Source organism: Actinomadura sp. 9N407 (assembly GCF_044326315.1).
Taxonomy (GTDB): Bacteria; Actinomycetota; Actinomycetes; order Streptosporangiales; family Streptosporangiaceae; genus Spirillospora.
This window is the reverse complement of the sequence record NZ_JBIRAW010000025.1, coordinates 1-17,237: the sequence shown is the minus strand read 5'-3', so window position 1 is coordinate 17,237 and position 17,237 is coordinate 1. Positions and strand designations below refer to the sequence as shown.

The 17,237-nt window shown below is 73.4% G+C and carries 16 protein-coding genes and 1 riboswitch; of the genes, 4 read left to right on the top strand and 12 right to left on the bottom strand.

Annotation, left to right across the window (positions count from 1 at the left end; translation table 11 throughout):
• Window positions 1-5: 5 nt before the first annotated feature.
• From cobC to ACH34Q_RS31785, 11 genes are read right to left on the bottom strand one after another with little or no spacing between them, the layout of a single operon-like run.
• Window positions 6-1,055 (bottom strand): Rv2231c family pyridoxal phosphate-dependent protein CobC, encoded by a 1,050-nt coding sequence (gene cobC / locus ACH34Q_RS31835; protein WP_395986812.1) that lies wholly within the window; start codon window positions 1,053-1,055, stop codon window positions 6-8.
• The gene (locus ACH34Q_RS31830) at window positions 1,045-1,995 is read right to left on the bottom strand and encodes a sirohydrochlorin chelatase (protein WP_395986811.1); all 951 of its coding nucleotides are present in this window, start codon (window positions 1,993-1,995) and stop codon (window positions 1,045-1,047) included. The genes cobC and ACH34Q_RS31830 overlap by 11 nt, the downstream gene beginning before the upstream one ends.
• Window positions 1,992-2,753: a precorrin-8X methylmutase gene (locus tag ACH34Q_RS31825; RefSeq protein WP_395986810.1), complete on the bottom strand. Its 762-nt coding sequence runs from the start codon at window positions 2,751-2,753 to the stop codon at window positions 1,992-1,994. The genes ACH34Q_RS31830 and ACH34Q_RS31825 overlap by 4 nt, the downstream gene beginning before the upstream one ends.
• Window positions 2,750-4,570 (bottom strand): precorrin-3B C(17)-methyltransferase, encoded by a 1,821-nt coding sequence (gene cobJ, locus ACH34Q_RS31820; RefSeq protein ID WP_395986809.1) that lies wholly within the window; start codon window positions 4,568-4,570, stop codon window positions 2,750-2,752. Before cobJ ends, ACH34Q_RS31825 begins: the two co-directional genes overlap by 4 nt.
• Window positions 4,567-5,874, bottom strand: coding sequence for a precorrin-6y C5,15-methyltransferase (decarboxylating) subunit CbiE (gene cbiE / locus ACH34Q_RS31815; RefSeq protein ID WP_395986808.1), 1,308 nt, complete (start codon window positions 5,872-5,874; stop codon window positions 4,567-4,569). Before cbiE ends, cobJ begins: the two co-directional genes overlap by 4 nt.
• Entirely contained in the window at window positions 5,871-6,344 is a 474-nt protein-coding gene (locus ACH34Q_RS31810) for a hypothetical protein (protein WP_395986807.1), read from the bottom strand. Before ACH34Q_RS31810 ends, cbiE begins: the two co-directional genes overlap by 4 nt.
• On the bottom strand, window positions 6,341-7,156 hold the full coding sequence (cobM, locus tag ACH34Q_RS31805; protein ID WP_395986806.1) for a precorrin-4 C(11)-methyltransferase: 816 nt from the start codon (window positions 7,154-7,156) through the stop codon (window positions 6,341-6,343). Before cobM ends, ACH34Q_RS31810 begins: the two co-directional genes overlap by 4 nt.
• Window positions 7,156-8,508: a precorrin-2 C(20)-methyltransferase gene (gene cobI / locus ACH34Q_RS31800; protein WP_395986805.1), complete on the bottom strand. Its 1,353-nt coding sequence runs from the start codon at window positions 8,506-8,508 to the stop codon at window positions 7,156-7,158. Before cobI ends, cobM begins: the two co-directional genes overlap by 1 nt.
• Window positions 8,505-9,860, bottom strand: coding sequence for a cobyrinate a,c-diamide synthase (locus ACH34Q_RS31795; RefSeq protein WP_395986927.1), 1,356 nt, complete (start codon window positions 9,858-9,860; stop codon window positions 8,505-8,507). The genes cobI and ACH34Q_RS31795 overlap by 4 nt, the downstream gene beginning before the upstream one ends.
• Before the next feature lie 26 nt (window positions 9,861-9,886).
• Window positions 9,887-10,489, bottom strand: coding sequence for a cob(I)yrinic acid a,c-diamide adenosyltransferase (gene cobO, locus ACH34Q_RS31790; RefSeq protein ID WP_395986804.1), 603 nt, complete (start codon window positions 10,487-10,489; stop codon window positions 9,887-9,889).
• Window positions 10,490-10,491: 2 nt separating this feature from the next.
• Window positions 10,492-12,750, bottom strand: coding sequence for a magnesium chelatase subunit D family protein (locus ACH34Q_RS31785; RefSeq protein ID WP_395986803.1), 2,259 nt, complete (start codon window positions 12,748-12,750; stop codon window positions 10,492-10,494).
• A 125-nt stretch (window positions 12,751-12,875) separates the two neighbouring features.
• Window positions 12,876-13,009, bottom strand: a riboswitch (cobalamin riboswitch).
• Between the two features lie 149 nt (window positions 13,010-13,158).
• Between ACH34Q_RS31785 and ACH34Q_RS31780 the strand changes: the two genes are divergently transcribed.
• A complete protein-coding gene (locus ACH34Q_RS31780; RefSeq protein ID WP_395986802.1) occupies window positions 13,159-13,908 on the top strand; it encodes a TetR/AcrR family transcriptional regulator in 750 nt (249 codons plus the stop codon).
• A gap of 3 nt (window positions 13,909-13,911) precedes the next feature.
• Here ACH34Q_RS31780 and ACH34Q_RS31775 read toward each other — a convergent pair whose 3' ends face one another.
• The gene (locus ACH34Q_RS31775; RefSeq protein ID WP_395986801.1) at window positions 13,912-14,565 is read right to left on the bottom strand and encodes an ATP-binding protein; all 654 of its coding nucleotides are present in this window, start codon (window positions 14,563-14,565) and stop codon (window positions 13,912-13,914) included.
• A gap of 223 nt (window positions 14,566-14,788) precedes the next feature.
• Between ACH34Q_RS31775 and ACH34Q_RS31770 the strand changes: the two genes are divergently transcribed.
• The 3 genes from ACH34Q_RS31770 to ACH34Q_RS31760 all read left to right on the top strand — a co-directional run bounded on the left by ACH34Q_RS31770 (window position 14,789) and on the right by ACH34Q_RS31760 (window position 17,100).
• On the top strand, window positions 14,789-15,631 hold the full coding sequence (locus tag ACH34Q_RS31770; RefSeq protein ID WP_395986800.1) for a helix-turn-helix transcriptional regulator: 843 nt from the start codon (window positions 14,789-14,791) through the stop codon (window positions 15,629-15,631).
• Entirely contained in the window at window positions 15,628-15,828 is a 201-nt protein-coding gene (locus ACH34Q_RS31765) for a DUF397 domain-containing protein (protein ID WP_395986799.1), read from the top strand. Before ACH34Q_RS31770 ends, ACH34Q_RS31765 begins: the two co-directional genes overlap by 4 nt.
• Window positions 15,829-16,080: 252 nt before the next feature.
• Entirely contained in the window at window positions 16,081-17,100 is a 1,020-nt protein-coding gene (locus tag ACH34Q_RS31760) for an LLM class F420-dependent oxidoreductase (RefSeq protein ID WP_395986798.1), read from the top strand.
• Window positions 17,101-17,237: the final 137 nt, after the last annotated feature.

Genomic DNA, 17,237 nt, shown 5'->3' with positions numbered 1-17,237 from the left:
CGGCCTCAGATGCCCAGGTCACCGAGCACCTTCAGCAGGTCGTCGTTGGCGGTACGGTCGCGTACCGCGATCCGCAGCCAGTCGGTTCCGAGGCCCGGGAACGTGTCGCCGCGCCGGACGGCATAGCCGCGCTGCCGCAGCAGGGCCCTGATGCCGAGCCCGTCCGGGACCCGCACGCACAGGAACGAGGCGCGCGCCTGGGGGACGACGTAGAGCCCGCGTCCGGCCAGCTCGGCGGCCAGGCGGTCGCGTTCGGCGGACATCTCGGCGGCCCAGGCGTCCGCCTCGGCGACGGCGGCCGGCGCGGAGCACTCCTCGATCGCGACGAGCGCGGGCGTGGAGACCGCCCACAGCGGCTGCGCCCCGGCCAGCTCGGCGATCAGGCGGGGCTCGGCCAGGATGTAGCCCGCGCGCAGCCCGGCCAGCCCCCAGGTCTTGGTGAGGCTGCGGATGACGACCACGCCGGGCGGCAGCCGTCCGGCCAGGCTCTCCGGCTCGCCGGGCACGCAGTCCATGAACGCCTCGTCCACCACGACCGTGCGGCCGGGGCGGGCGAGCCGCGCCACGGCGGCGGCCGGATGCAGGACCGAGGTCGGGTTGGTGGGGTTGCCGATCACGACCAGGTCGGCGTCCTGCGGGACGGCGGCCGGGTCGAGGGTGAAGTCCGCGCCGAGGACGACCCGTTCGACGTCGTGGCCGGCGGCGCGCAGGGCGGCCTCGGGCTCGGTGAACTGCGGGTGGACGACCACCGCGCGGTGCGGCGTGAGCACCCGGGCGAGCAGCACGAACGCCTCGGCGGCGCCGGCGGTGAGCAGCACCTCGGCGGCGGCGCGGCCGTGCCGGCGGGCCACGGCGCGGCGGGCGGGGGTGGGATCGGGGTAGGCGGCCAGGCCGCTGAGCGAGGCCCGCAGCCGGTCGGCCAGCCAGTCCGGAGGGGTACCGGTACGGACGTTGACGGCGAAGTCGATCAGTCCACCGCCGACCTCCACGTCGCCGTGATGGCGCAGGTCGAACTGCTGAGCGGGATGTTCGGGGGGCGGAATGTCAGTGTGCATGCGCGTGTCCGTGTCCATGTTCATGACCGCGGCCGTGTCCATGGCCGTCGGCGGGGTCTTCCGGATGGTCGTGTGGTGTCTGCGGCGCGCCCACGCGGTGCTCGAAGCCCGGCATGGCGATCCGGTAGACGCAGGTGTCGCAGTTCATCCGGATGTCCCCCGCGAGGGCCTCCTCGTACCGTTCGATCACCACGCCGGCGAGCCCGTCGCAGTCTCCGATCACCTCGGCGCGGCGGATGTCCACCTCCGCGTGGTCCGCCGCGTACGACCGTGCCGCATCGGCGACACGGTCCGGCAGGACGCCCCGGAACAGGAAGTACGGGAGGACGACGATCCGCCGAGCACCCAGCTTACGAAGCCGTTCCAAACCCTCGGGCACGCTCGGGTGGGCCAGGGACACGAACGCCGGTTCCACGCCCATCAGCCCGCCTGCCTGGGCCGGGCCGGCGGCGCCGCGTCCCTCCCAGAACAGCCGTGCGACCTTGTGCACCTCGGCGTTGGCGTCGGGATCGGTCGATCCGCGCCCCACCAGCAGGACCGCCGTGGTCTCGTCCACCGGAGTGGAGCCGAGGGCCGCCCGCATGCGCTCTTCGAGGAGGGCGAGCAGGGTGGGATGCGGCCCGAGCGGGCGCCCGTAGGTGTACGACAGGCCCGGATGGCGGATGATCTCGCGCGCCATCGCGCCCGGGATGTCGCCCTTGCCGTGCCCGGCCGCGACGAGGACGAGCGGGACGGTCACCACATGCCGGTGCCCCTCCCCGTACAGGCCCGAGACGACCTCGGTCAGCGGGGGCGGGGACAGCTCGATGAACCCGCCGGCCACGGTCACCGGCATGCGGGCGCGCAGCCGTTCCATGAACCGACCGAAGTCGGCGACGCCGTCGGTGTCGCGCGTTCCGTGCCCCGCGACCAGCAGCGCCGGTCTGGCCCGGGCGCTCACCAGTAGTCCCCCTCGTGGCGCGGCTGCACCTGGTCCGGCGGCTGCTGACCGGCCGGCCCGTGGTTGGCGGCCTCATGGTTGGTCAGCCCGTGGTTGGTCAGCCCGTGGTTGGTCAGCCCGTGGTTGGCGGCCTCGTGGTCGGCCGGCTGGTAGGTGAACGGCTCGTGGCCGGGCGGCTCCAGGTAGAGCAGCGCGTTGGCGGCGGCCGCGGCGACCGCCGAGCCGCCCTTCTCGGAGACGTTGCTGAGCTGCGGGAGGCCGCTGGCCCGCAGCGCCTCCTTGGACTCGGCGGCACCGACGAAGCCCACCGGCAGCCCGATGACCAGGGCGGGCATCACCCGGCGGTTGATGATCTCGAACAGCGCGGTGGGGGCGCAGCCGACCACCCAGACCGCGCCGGGACCGACCTCGGCGTACGAGAGCCGGACGGCGGCGGCGGAACGGGTGATGCCCGCGGCCCGCGCCATCCGGGCCGCGGCCGGATCGTTCACATGGCAGATCGACTCGCGGGCGGTGATCCCGGCCGCGACCATGCCGACGTCGGCGACGATCGGGGCCCCGGCGCGCAGCGCGTCCCAGCCCCGTTCCAGGTACTCCTCGCGGGTCTGCAGGTCCACCGCGTACTCCAGGTCGGCGCTGGCGTGGATCACCCGCTCGGTGACGGCCCGCCACAGCGGCGGCATCGGGCTGAGATCGACGCGCGACCGCAGGATCTGGTACGACCGCTCCTCGATGGGGTGGGGACGGCGGGCGTTCACGGGCACCCCTCGCTCTGTTCGTCCGGTACTTCCGGCTCGGTCTGTTCCTTCGGCTCGATCGGCTCGGAGCTCCATCGGTACCCCCTGGGAGTAATAAATCGCCCGGCCACCGTACGGCTGCGGCTCGATCCCACCAGGACCACGGTGTACATGTCGACCGCGCCCGGGTCCACCCCGGCCAGCGTGGTGACCGTGACCGTCTCGTCCGGGCGGGAGGCGTTGCGGACGAGCCCGACCGGGGTGCCGGGCGGGCGGTGCCCGGCCAGGATCCGCAGCGCCTCGGGCAGCTGCCAGTCACGGGCCCGGCTGCGCGGGTTGTAGAAGCAGACGGTGAAGTCCCCCTCGGCGGCGGCGCGCACCCGCCGTTCGATGATCTCCCAGGGGGTGTGCAGGTCCGAGAGGGAGATGTAGGCGTGGTCGTGCCCGAGGGGGGCGCCGAGCAGGTTGGACGCGGCCGCGGCGGCGGTGATGCCGGGGACCCCGTCGACGTCGATGGCGAACTCGTCGTCGGTGGCGAACTCCAGCGCCGGGCTCGCCATCGCGTACACGCCCGCGTCCCCCGACCCGACCAGCGCCACCGCGCGTCCCGCCGCCGCCTCCTGCACGGCGGTACGGGCGCGTTCCTCCTCCTGGCCCAGGCCGCTGGTCACGATCCTCGTCCCGGGACGGAGCAGGTCGCGGACCTGGTCCACGTACTGGTCGAGGCCCACCACCACCGAGGACCGCCGCAGCGCCTCGACGGCGCGCGGGGTGAGCAGGTCGCGGGCGCCCGGCCCCAGGCCGACGATGCTCAGCCGCCCCCGGGGAGCGAGCCGCGCGACGGCGGCCGTGGCGTTGGCCGACTTGTGCTTCTCGGCGACCAGTTCGGCGCTCTTGCCGAACGAGCGGGCCGCGTGCAGTGCCGCCGCCTCGGCGACGCTCGGCGTGCCGACCTCGTCCCGTACGACCTCGGACGGGTTGGGCACGTCGACACCGGCCAGTACCTCCGCCGGGAACGTGACGACCTCCCAGCCTCGCTCCTCGGCGGCCCGCAGGATGCCCGCCTCGTCGGCCTTGAGGTCCACGGTCGCCAGGCACCGGACCGACTCGGGCGAGACCCCCGCGCCGGCGAGCGTCACATCGATCAGCCGGCCGACCTCCCCGGCCGTCACGCCGCGCGCCGAGCCCACCCCGACCACGAGCGACGGCGGCCGGTAGACGAGCCGGTTGCCGAACCACGACTCGTGGCACATGCACTCGATCTCGGCGCCGTCGGTCACGAAGATCCCGGTCGAGGCGTCCGCCGCGTCGCCGTTCATGTCGAGGGCGACATTCGGCGGCAGGGCCGGGAGCGGCCAGTGGTCGGTGCCCTCCAGGGAGATCGGCTCTCCCGAGAGCACCGCCGCGCCGACGTGGGCGAGCATGTCCGGATTGTGGACGGTGAAGCCGAGGTCCGCGCCGTACGAGTCGAGCGGGGCGACGCCCGTCCGATCGCTGGCGGTGGTGACGACCGGCTCGGTGCCGAGGACCCCGGTGAGCCGCCTGGCCAGCAGGTTCGCGCCGTGATGGCCGCCCAGGACCGCGACCGCGAACCGCATGCCCTCGTCCACGCAGACCACGGCCGGATCGCTGGTCTTGTGCTCCAGCAGCGGCGCCAGCACCCGTACCGTGGCGCCGACCGCCAGGAAGCTGACGATCGCGTCGCAGGCCTTCCACGCCTCGCGCAGCCCCTCGCCCGCCTTCTGCTCGGTGAACGCGAGCACCTCGCCGGGCCAGGCGGCGGCCAGCGCCGCGGCGGCGTTCCGGCCGCCCGCGGTCGCCGCGACGACGCCGATCACAGCAGGCTCCCTTCGCCGGACGAGAGCTGCGTGATCGTCACGACCGTCTTGCCGGACGGTCCCTTACGGCGGGTATCGGGGATCGCGGCCTCCCGGTCACCCCAGACGACGAACACGGGCGGCGTCTCCTCCCGCTGGTCCTGCTTGCCCTGTTTGCTCTGTTTGCCCTGTTTAAACGGGGTCGTATGTAGCTGCACGGCGCCGGTGGTCAGGGACTCCCTCTCCAGCGCGTCGATCGCGGCCTGGACCCGTCCGGGCTCCCGCACCACGACCACGACGCTCCGCAGCGCGCGCGAGGCGCACGCCCGCGCGACGTCCGGGCCGCCCCCGCCGACGTAGACCGCGTCGGGCTCGGGCAGGTGATCCAGTACGGCCGGGGCCCGCCCGCGCGAGACCGCGACCTTGACGCGATGCTCCCGTACGTTGCCGCGGATGCGCTCACAGGCCGCCAGGTCCCGTTCGACGGCGACGGCGGCGGCACCGAAACGGGCGCACTCGATCGCGACCTCACCGCCGCCGGCGCCCACGTCCCAGATCATGTCGCCGACCCGGGGAGCGAGCCTGGCCAGCACGAACGCCCTCACCTCGGGCGCCGTCCCGATCCCGCCGGGACGGAACGCGGCATCGGGCAGCGCCCAGCCGTCCGGGCCCGGCCTCGTCCCGGCGATCCAGCCGCGCTCGCCGTTGGAGCGGCGCGGGTCGAGCACGAGGACGACGTTCGGGTCGCGCCAGGGACGGGTGGTGGCCTCGGCCGGACGGACGTGCACGACCCGCTCGTTCCGGCCGCCGAGGTCCTCGCACACCACGAACGTGCGCGGCGTCTGCGGGAACAGCTCGCGGGCCAGCTCGGCGGGCCCGGAACCGGGTGCCGTCAGGACCGCGACCTTGGGATGCGCGCGGCAGGCGTTGACGGCGCGGCGCAGCTCGCGGCCGTGCGCGGACACCACGAGCGCGTCGTCCCAGGGCAGCCCGGCACGCGCGAACGCGGTGGCCACCGACGACATCGCCGGCAGGACGCGGGGCCGGTGCCCGCGCTCGCGCAGGGCCCGGACGATGCCGAAGAAACCGGGATCGCCGCTGGCCACCACCACGACCCGGCCGTCCTTCTCCAGCTCGGCGTCGATCGCGTCCAGGGCGGTGCGGAGCTCGCCCATGACGAGCGTACGGGCGCTCGCGGGCACCGGAAGGGCGGCCAGATGGCGGCCGCCGCCGACCACGAGCGCGGCGCGTTCCAGCAGCTCGCGGGCCTCGCCGGTGGGCGGCGACCCGTCATGGCCGAGGACGGTCAGCAGGGCGGTGCTCATCGCCGCAGCCGCCCGTACATGCCGATCATCCGCTCGGCGGCGGGATCGAGCAGGACCACCTGCGCCGCGAAGGCCGCGCCGGCGGTGCGTTCGAGGTCGTCGGCCACCCGGCGGCACAGCTCCCTTCCGCACTTGCCGAGGAGGCCTGCCTCGTCCCACTGCTCGTACGCGGCCCGGATCGAACCTGTCTCCGCTGCTCGTAGGGGACTGCCGCCCATGTCCGTGGTGATCTCGGCCAGCGGGGCCTGCACGTCGGCTTGATCCAGCGACTCCGCCGTGGCGAAAAGGATCAGCTGGATGACGCCGTCCTCGGCCGCCTGCCGTACCGCGTCCTTGAGGTCGGTGGCCTGGACGAAGCAGGCGGCGGGCAGCTTGGGCAGCATCTTGGGCGCGGCACGTCCCAGCGGACCGCCGCCGTGCAGCACCCGTGTCCCGTGCTCTTCGCTCATCGAGTCCGCATCTTCGCTCATGGGCGTCGAGCCTCCCGAAGCCGCTGCCGTGCCGACCGCTCGGCACGCCGGTGACCATGGAAGTGCCCCGGATGGTAGAGGTGCGAACGGGTACCGCCCGCCGCCAGCGCCGGGCCGACCAGCACGAGCGTGTGCTTCCACAGCTTGTGCGCCTTGATCGTGGCCGACAGCTCGCCCAGCGAGCACCGTACGATCAGCTCGTCCGGCCAGGTGGCCTGGTACGCGACGACGCACGGGGTGTCCTCGGGGTAGCCGCCCGCCAGCAACTCCTCCTGCAGCTGGCCGGAACGGGCCGCCGACAGGAACAGCGCCATCGTCGTCCCGTGCCGCGCGAACTCCCGTACCTCCTCCCCCGGAGGCATCGGCGTCTTGCCGCCGCCGAGCCGGGTCAGCACGACCGACTGCGCCACCTCGGGAATGGTCAGCTCGCGTTCCACCACGGCCGCGACCGCGCTGAAGGCGGAGACGCCCGGGACGACCTCGGTCTCCAGGCCCATCTCCTTGCAGCGGTCGAGCTGCTCCTGCAGCGCGCCCCACAGCGCGGGATCGCCCGAGTGGATGCGGGCGATGGTCAGCCCTTCGGCGACCGCCCGCTCGTAGTACGGGAGGACGCCCTCCATCGGAAGCCGCGCCGAGTCGACGATCTCGGCGTCCGCGCGGGCGTGCTCGAGCACGTCCGGATGGACCAGGCTCGCCGCCCAGATCACGACATCGGCGGCGGCGATCGCGCGAGCCGCACGGAACGTCAGCAGGTCGGCCGCCCCCGGCCCGGCGCCCACGAACAGCACCCTGCCCGTTTTCTGAGGGCCCATCAGAGTCTCCCTCCACGAGCCGTACGGCGGCCCGGCACGATCAATGTCGACAGGTACGGCAGGGTGGACAGGTGCGGAACGGGCCCGGCGAGCTCGCGCGCGGGCCGGATCTCCTCGCCGGGCAGGCCGAGCCGCGCGCCGTAGCAGGCACCGTCGAGCCGTCCGGCCTCCTTGAGCACCTCGATCACCTCGCCCGCGACAGAGCCGAACTTGTACGCCACGACGGTGTCGCCGGTCTCCAGCGCGGTCCGGAACGCCTCGACGCCGCCGGTCAGCGGGACCAGCCCGATCGACTCCGAGCCCTCGGCGAGCACGGTGCCCGAACGGGCGGCCAGGTCCTGCATGGCGGTGATGCCGGGCACGGTCGCGATCTCGGTCTCCGGCCGCAGCTCTCGTACGGTCTGCGCCAGGTAGGTGAACGTCGAGTAGACGTTGGGGTCGCCGATGGTCGCGAACGCGACGGTCCCGGCACCCTCGTCGAAGGCGCGTACGACACGTTCGGCTGCGGCGTCCCAGGCCTTGGCGCGCCGGGACGTGACGCCGCCCCGGTCGTTGAGGGCGAACACGACCCGTTCGGCCTTGCCGGTGTACGCGCGGACGACCGATTCGGCGCGGCCTTCCTCGTCCAGCGCCATCACCGGCACCAGCACGACGTCGGCCTCCTGCAGGGCTCGTATGCCCTGAACGGTCACCAGCTCCGGATCGCCGGGCCCGACACCGACGCCGACCAGCCGCTTCGCCGGCGTGCCGCGCTCGCGTTCCTCCAGGTCGGAGGCCAGGAGGCTGAACACGTGCTGGTCGATCGCCGCCTCGCCCTCGGCTGTGCTCCCGGCAGCGCGCAGGATCCCCTCCCGCTGGAACCCGGCCTTCTCCGCGACCCGGATCGAGGGGTGGTTGGTGACGTCGATACGCAGCTCGATCCGGTTGAGGCCGCCGTCGCGCAGCGCCCAGCCCGCGAGCGTGCGGAGCGCGTCGGTGGCCAGGCCGCGGCCGCGCGCGCCGGGCCGGATCCCGTACCCGGCCTCGGCCGCCCGCGCGGGCGCGTCGACGCGGAAGATCCCGATCGCGCCGCTCAGCTCGCCGGTCGCGGCGTCCTCGACCACGCTGTGCAGGCCCATGCCCGAACGGGCGATGTCGTGGACCCCCGTGCGCAGCCACCAGTCCATGGCCTCGCCGGGCGGCGGGACGATCGGCGGCAGGAACTCCTCGCCGGCCGCCATCGCCGTGCCGAGCACGCCCGCGTCGTCCGGCCGGAACGGGCGCAGCGCCACGCGCTCGCCCGCCAGGCTCAGCCGCTGGTCGAAGCCGGACCCCTCGAAGCCGGGCGTCCGGCCTGTCACATGGCCGGTCATGTGGCCGCTCCCCGGGTCAACCGCTCGGCGAACGCGGGTTCCCCCGCCCAGTGAAGATGCAGGTAGGAGGCGACGCAACGGCCCTGCACGAAACCTTGGGGGCCGGAGGTCGTCCATTGCCAGGCGGCCGTGTCGCCGTGGCCCGGCTCGGTCACGGTGCGGTGGAACTCGTGGCCCCGCACCCGTTCCCCGGTACGGGCGACGATCGAGTCGGAGACGGCCACGGCGGACCGGTAGCCCAAGGTCAGGCGCGGGGCCATGGTCGCCGTCACATCCTTCAGGACACCGCACATCGGCTTGCCGTCCAGCTCGCTCGCGAGGTAGAGGAGGCCGGCGCACTCCGCGTACACCGGCCCGCCGCCTCCGCCAGGGCCACCGGCGGTGGCGAACGCGGCGAGGTCGCGGCGCAGCGGCTCGTTCGCCGACAGGCCGGAGGCGTACATCTCGGGGAAACCGCCGCCGATGACGACGCCGCGCGTCCCGTCCGGCAGCCGCTCGTCGCGCAGCGGATCGAACCGGACGACCTCGGCGCCGGCCGCCGCGAGAAGTTCCTCGTTCTCCGCGTACCCGAACGTGAACGCCGGTCCGCCCGCCACCGCGATCCGCGGCCGCTCCGGAACGGGGACGACCTGCTCGCGCGGGTCCCAGGGCTCGGCGTACAGGTCGGGAGCGGTACGGGCCAGCGCCATCAGGGCGTCGAGGTCGCACGAGGCGGCGACGAGCGCGCCCAGCCGTTCGACCGTGGCGACGGCCTCGGCGCTGCGCTCCGCCGCCGGGACCAGCCCGAGGTGCCGGGACGGCGTCTCGATGTCGTCGCGGCGCCGCAGCGCGCCCAGCACCGGAACGCCCAGTTCCTCGACGGCCTCGCGGCACATCCGCTCGTGCCCGTCCGAGCCGATCCGGTTGAGGACCACCCCGCCGAGGCGAATGTCGCCGTACGTACGGAACCCGTGGACGGTCGCCGCCACCGAACGTCCCGCCGCCGACGCGTCGACCACCAGAACGACGGGCGCGTCCAGGAGCTTGGCGACATGCGCGGTCGAGGCGAACTCGCCCTGCTCGGCCGCGCCGTCGTACAGGCCCATCACGCCCTCGACCACCGCCACGCCCGCGCCCACCGGCCCCTGCTGGAACCCGTGCAGGAACAGCGGAACGATCAGCTCCGGGGACGTCAGCCACGGGTCCAGGTTGCGGCCCGGGCGGCCGGTGGCCAGTGCGTGGTAGCCGGGATCGATGTAGTCGGGCCCGACCTTGTGCGGCGACACGGCCGTCCCGCGCGCGGTGAGCGCCGCCATCAGGCCGGTCGCGACGGTCGTCTTGCCGCTGCCCGAGGCGGGCGCGGCCACCACCAGCCGGGGAGCGGCGATCCGTGGACCGCTCACCACTCGATGCCCTTCTGACCCTTCTGGCCCCCGTCCATCGGGTGCTTCACCTTGCCCATCTCGGTGACCAGGTCGGCGAACTCCACCAGCCGCGGATCGGCGTCCCGGCCGGTGATCACCACATGCTGGTCGCCGGGCCGGTCCTTGAGCGCCGCGATGACGTCCTCGACGTCGATCCAGCCCCACTTCATCGGGTACGTGAACTCGTCCAGGACGTAGAAGCGGTACGCCTCGGCGGCCAGATCGCGCTTGATCTGCTCCCAGCCCTCGCGGGCGTCGGCCTCATGGTCGGCCTCGGTGCCCGGACGCTGGATCCACGACCAGCCCTCGCCCATCTTGTTCCAGGTCACCGAGCCGCCCTCGGCGCTCTCGCCGAGCACGCGCAGCGCCCGCTCCTCGCCGATCCGCCACTTGGCGGACTTGACGAACTGGAACACCCCGACCGCCCAGCCCTGGTTCCAGGCGCGCAGCGCCAGCCCGAACGCGGCGGTCGACTTCCCCTTGCCCGGACCCGTGTGGACGATCACCAGCGGCCGGTTGCGGCGCTGCCTGGTCGTCAGCCCGTCCTCGGGCACGTACTCCGGCTTGCCCTGCGGCATCGCTACGCCACCTTCCTGGAGGCCCGGACGACCCCGGCCAGTTCGTCAGAGCCGAGATCCTCCAGCCGTACGGTCTCGGCACCGAGCCGTACGCCCAGTTCGGCCGCCAGCCCGAGCCGTACCGGACCCGACTCGCAGTCGACGACGACCGACGCCACATCGGCCAGCAGCCCGGCCGCCGCGCTGGGATCGGGGCCGTGCGTGGCGCGGCCGTCGGTGACCACGACCAGCAGCGGCCGGCGGGCCGGATCGCGCATCCGCTCGACCCGCAGCGTCTCGGCGGCGCGCAGCAGGCCGGCGGTCAGCGGCGTACGGCCGCCGGTGGGCAGCCGTTCCAGCCGCCGCGCGCCGGCCTCGACCGACGACGTCGGCGGCAGCGCCAGCTCCGCGCCGGTGCCCCGGAACGTGATCAGCCCGATCTTGTCGCGGCGCTGGTAGGCGTCCAGCAGCAGGCTGAGCACCGCGCCCTTCACCGCGCGCATCCGCCGCCGGGCGGCCATCGAGCCGCTGGCGTCGACGACGAACAGCACCAGGTTGCCCTCGCGCCCGTCCCGTACCGCCTCCCGCAGGTCGGGCGGCGCGACGACGATCCCGGGACCGGTACGGCCGCGCGCGTGCTGGTGCGGGGCCGCGGCGTACAGCGTCGCGTTCAGGTGCAGGCCGCGCGAGCCGGGCCGGGCCCCGGAGACCCGCCCGTACGGGCTGCGGGCCTTGGACCTGCGGCCGGGCGCGCCCGCACCCATCCCGGGCACGGTGAAGAGGCGAGGCTTGAACGCGGCGTCCGCCGGCGCGGGCTCGCTCTCGGCGGGCTCGTTGCCTTCCTTGCCTTCCTTGCCTTCCTTGCCTTCCTTGGGATCACTGGGATCACTGGGATCCGCCGGAGTGTGGCGCTCGTCGGCGGGACGGGCGCCATCGGAGTCGGTCACCGGCCGCCCGCTCAGCAGCGCGTCGAGCACGCTGAGCACCGCGTCGCCGCCGGGGCCGTCGGGCTTGCCGCCACCCGGGCCGTCGCCGTCCCCGCCGCCGTCGCCGGGGCCGTCGTCATCGGGTCCGTCATCGTCCTGCGGCGGCTCGGGCTCCTCGGGCCGCTCAGGCTCCGAAGGACCGCCGTCCCCGGGGCCGGCGTGCTCCTGGAGGATCTCGTCCAGGCGGTCCTCGTCCAGGCCGGGCGCGTCGAACGGGTCGCGGCGGCGGCGGTGCGGCAGCGCCAGCCGGGCCGCCGTCCGTACGTCCTCGGCCGTGACCACGGTGCGCCGGTGCCAGGCGGCCAGCGCGATCGAGGCCCGCGCCGTGACCAGGTCGGCGCGCAGGCCGTCCACCTCGAACGCGGCGCAGACCGCGGTGATCTGCCGGAGCGCGGCGTCGCCGAGCTCCACCCGCGCGAGCCGGGACTGAGCGGCGGAGATCCGGGCCGCCAGCTCGGCCTCGGCGACCGCCCAGCCCGACGCGAACCGGACCGGGTCCTCCTCGAAGTCCAGCCGCCGCCGGACGACCTCGGCCCGCTCCGCCGGGTCGCGGGTGGCCGCCACCTCGACGGTCAGCCCGAACCGGTCGAGCAGCTGCGGCCGCAGCTCGCCCTCCTCCGGGTTCATGGTGCCGACCAGCAGGAAGCGCGCGGCATGCCGGATCGACACGCCCTCGCGCTCCACGTACGACTCGCCCATCGCGGCCGCGTCCAGCAGCAGGTCGACCAGGTGGTCGTGCAGCAGGTTGACCTCGTCGACGTAGAGCACCCCGCGGTGGGCGGCGGCCAGCAGGCCGGGCTCGTACGCCTTCACGCCCTCGGTGAGCGCCCGCTCGATGTCCAGGGAGCCGGTGAGCCGGTCCTCGGAGGCCCCGACGGGCAGTTCCACCAGGCGGGCCGGCCGCTCCTCGGCCCCGGGCCGTTCGACCGGCTGCGCCCGCGCGCTCTTGCCCCGTGCACTCTCGCCCCGTGCACCCCCGGCCCGTTCACCCTCGGGCCGTTCGCCCTCGACCTCGTCGTCATCGTCGTCGAAGACCGGGTGCGGGCCGTCCGGGCAGCCGGGGTCGGGATCGCGCGGCGCGCAGCCGAAGCGGCAGCCCGCCACGACCTGGACCGAGGGGAGCAGATCGGCCAGCGCGCGGACGATCGTCGACTTCGCGGTGCCCTTCTCGCCCCGGACCAGCACGCCGCCGACACCCGGCGACACCGCGTTGATCAGCAATGCCAGCTTGAGGTCGTCCATCCCGACGACGGCGGAAAAGGGGTAGCGCGCCGCGGCGCCTCGCGCGCGGCTCATCGGCCCATCAGACAGGGCATGCCTCATCGTCCTTCCCTCGGGTATCCACGCCCGTGGCGGTCCTGCAGAGGGACGAACCCGAGCCGTCTCGAGCCGGCGGTCACCCGCGTCCCCCGCGACGGCCGGAGTCTCCTGGCTCCCGGATCGCCACTCCCCCTCGGCCTTCCAGCGTCCCGTACGGGACGCCGTGGCCGAACGCGAGGGGAAGCTCCCCATGGTCACAGTTGCGGGACAGCCCCGGATTCGCACCGGGTTCCTCCGCTTCCGTCGCCTGCACAGAATGGCATATCGCCTGGGACCGCCCAAGTCGCGGCAGGGTGACAGCGCAGCGAGGGACAATGCACGAGGCGGCCTGCGGGCTCTGCACAGCGGTGCCGTGCGCGCCGTACCGCGGCATAGGCTGTACAGGTGGCCCCGTCCCTCCCCCGTCCCGACCGGACCCCCCGCTACCAGCGGCTGCCCCGAGACGAGCGACGCGACCAGATCCTCGGCGTGGCGCGGCGGATGTTCACCGAACTCCCGTACGCCGACGTCTCCACGTCCGCCATCGCGGAGGAGGCCGGTGTACGGCGCGGGCTGCTGCACTACTACTTCGGCACCAAGCGGGAGCTGTTCCTGGAGGTCGTCCGCGGCCTGTCGCACTCGATCGCGGTGCAGGCCCCGCCGCCGGACGAGTCGCAGCCGCTGGCGGACGCCGTCGACATGTGCGTCGGGCTCTTCCTGGACGCCGCCGAGGCCAACGCCACCACCTGGTTCGCCGCCGTGGACGCCGAGGGCTTCGGCCGCGACCCGCAACTGCTGCACATCATCCACCGCGCCCGCGACCTCACCGTCGAGCACATGCTCACCGTGCTGCGGGTGACGCACCCGAACGACACGGTCCGCGCCGTACTGCGCTCGTACTCCGGCCTGGCGGACGCCGCCACCCGGCAGTGGCTGCAGGAGAGCACCCTCGACCGCGGCCAGGTGCACACGCTGCTGGCCCGCTCGCTCCTGACGCTCCTCACCGACATCGCCCCCGCCGTAGAGCAGGCCCGGACCGAGCAGGCCCAGCCTGAGCAGGCGCGGGTCGAGGAGGCCCAGCCTGAGATCGCCCAGCCTGAGGTCGCCCGGCCTGAGGTCGCCCGGCAGGCCAGGACCGACGCCGGAAGCGTGTGAGGTTCAGCCGGCGGGGCGGCCGAGCAGGTGCACCGGAAGCCGGACCTGGCCCGGGATGGTGAACCACACCGCCTTGCCCTGCACTCTGGGAGTACGCCGCGACAGCGCCCGCAGCATCCCCCAGCGCCCTTCGGAGAGCTCCTGGACGATGCTCAGCCCGCGGCCGAAGTCGCCCGACGTCCACGAGTAGCCCGTCAGCCGGGCCGACACATGCCGGTCGAAGACCGCGCACCGGGTCTCACCGGGCGGCCCGGTGTAGAGCCAGAGCTCATGCGGGCCGTGGTCGCGGGCGTGCTGGTGGGCGTTGGTGGCGAGCTCGCTCGCCATCAGCTGGGCGTCACCGATGACCGACCGGTCCACGCCCGCCTCGGCCAGCGCCTCGGCCAGGACCCTTCGGGCGTGGCTCGCGCAGCCCGGGCCCGCGGGCAGCGTCCAGGCCAGGCCCCGGGGTACGAAGCCGGACGTGAACGCGGCCGGCGTACCGGTACACGGGGTGGCCGGCGTGGACGATGCCGGTGGAGCGGACGGTGTCGGTGGAGCGCACGGTGCCGGTGGAGCGGACACCGCGGTGCCCAGGTAGGCGGGTGTCCGGTCGGAAGCGTGGTCGGCGGCGGCGAAGCCCTCGGCTCCGCCTGCCGTCTCTGGCGAGGTCTGCACGGGATCCTCCCGCGTGGCTGTCCATGGTGCGCGGTTGCGAACTGCCCCGTCACCCGGTGGTGGAACTGCACGCGTCTGGTGGGTAACGCAATGTCTCCGAGCGGTCACATGAATCCACCTTCGCGTGAGATTCTCATCCTTGCAACACGCTTTGCGAGATTGCCGTTACCGGCATGGTCATATGCCTTGAACGGAACCGACCGAATCGGGAGACTCTCGGCTCATGACGTATCGCCCCACCGTCCGTGGACGCCGGCTGGCCCGGGAACTGCGCAGGCTGCGCGAGACGCAGGGACTGACCCTGCAGGAGGTGGCGGACCGGCTCGACTGGTCCCGGGCCACCGTCTCCCGGCTGGAGACCGGGCAGACCCGTCCCAAACCCGGCGATATCGCCGACCTTCTCGACCTGTACGGCTTCCCCAGCCCCGGGCGGGACGCCCTGATCAACCTGGCCCGGGAGGCGGGCCAGCGCGGCTGGTGGACGGCCTACGCGGACGTGTTCACCGGCAGCTACGTGGCACTGGAGGACGAGGCGTCCCAGATCCGCGCCTGGGACACCCAGCTCGTCCACGGGCTGCTGCAGACCGAGGACTACTCCCGTGCGGTGATCACCGCGGGCCGGATGCTGCCGGGGCCGACCGAGATCGAACGACGGATCGACGCCCGCAAGGCCCGGCAGGCGCTGCTGGACCGGGCCGAGGCGCCCCGGGTGCACCTCATCGTGGACGAGGGCGTGCTGCACCGCCCGATCGGGGGATGGCCGGTGATGCGGGCCCAGCTGGCCGCGCTGGCCGAGTTCGCCGCCCGGCCGCGGATCGACATTCAGGTACTCCCGTATGACACAGGGGCACATGCCGGACTTGACGGACGTTTCACGATACTTTCGTTTCCGAACCCCGCAGACCCTGATATCGCCTACGTAGAGGGCACCATGGGCGACGTTTATCTCGAAAGCGCCGAGGAAATAGCAACACATGGGGACCGCTTCGACCGCGTCGCGGCGGCCGCCCTTCCCCCCGAGGATTCCGCGCACCTCATCGCCGAGGCAGCAAGGAGCAGCCCGTGAACCACCCCGATCGCGACCTCACCCAAGCCCGCTGGCGGACGTCCTCCTACAGCGGGAGCGGCAACCAGTGCGTCGAAGTCGCGGCGCTCAACGCCGAGCACCGGGCCGTACGTGACTCCAAGGACCCGCACGGTCCGGCGCTGATGTTCACGCCGACCGAGTGGCGGAGTCTCCTGGTGACCCTCAAGCGCATCTGACGGACACCAAGGCGGGGACGCATCCAGAAGGCCGCGGCGGACACGCCGCGGCCTTCGTCCTTCCCACCCTTCCCGCCCTTCCCCCGAACTAGAACGTGTTCTAGTATCGCGATGCCTGCTGGGCACAGTGCTCAGGAACGAACAGTGCCTAGGCACGACAGCGCCTAGGAACAGCGCCGATGAACAGCAGGCGCCCATGAACAAGCACAGCGCCTACGAACAGCACGGCGTCGACGAGCGGAGGGGCGAGCGATGACCGCGGAACTCAAGCTGGGCATCAACACCGGATACTGGCAGCGCGATCCGGAGGACCAGACCGAGACGGTGCTGGCCGCCGAACGGCTCGGCTACGACTGCGTGTTCACGGCCGAGGCCTACGGCTCCGACGCGTTCACCCCGCTGACCTGGTACGCGGCCCGTACGTCCAGGATCAAGCTGGGCACCGCCGTGGTGCAGCTGTCGGCGCGCACGCCCGCCGCGACGGCGATGCACGCGCTCACCCTCGACGCACTGTCCGGCGGCCGGGTGATCCTCGGGCTCGGCGCGTCCGGGCCGCAGGTGGTCGAGGGCTGGTACGGCCAGCCGTTCCCCAAGCCGCTCGCCCGGACCCGCGAGTACCTCGACATCGTGCGCAAGGTGTGGGCCCGTGAGGAGCCGGTGACCAACGACGGGCCGCACTACCCGCTGCCCTACCCGGGCGGCGCGGGCCTCGGCAAGCCGCTGAAGTCGATCGTGCATCCGGTACGGCCGGAGATCCCGATCTACCTGGGCGCCGAGGGCCCCAAGAACATCGCGCTGGCCGCCGAGCGGACCCAGGGCTGGCTCCCCCTGTTCGTGGACCCGTCCCAGATCGAGCCGCTGTTCGGCGAATCCCTGGCCGGCCGCCCCGACGACTTCGAGATCGCCGCCACGGTCACCACGATCGTCACCGACGACGTCGAGGCCGCGCTGGAGTTCGCCAAGATCCCGCTGGCGTTCTACATCGGCGGGATGGGCGCCAAGGACCGCAACTTCCATCTCGACCTGATCGGCCGGCTGGGCTATGCCGAGCAGGCCACCCGCGTCCAGGAGCTCTTCCTGGCCGGACGCCGCGCCGAGGCCATCGCCGCCGTCCCCAGCGAGCTGGCCGACTCCATCGCGCTGCTCGGCCCGATCGGCCGGATCAAGGAGCGCCTCCAGCTCTGGCGCGACAGCCCCGTCACCACGCTGCTCCTCGCGGGCGTCAAGGACGAGCCGACGCTCCGTTCCCTCAGGGACGTGGTGCGCGGCTGAGGGCAAGCACGCCCTGCCCGGTTCAGTCCGTCAACGTGGCGTAACGGCAAGTTCCTTACCGCGCGTGATCGTCCTAGATTCTCCGTGGGTGGCCCCCCCCCCCCCGGGCCCGGGCCCGCGGCGTACGGTCGATGGTC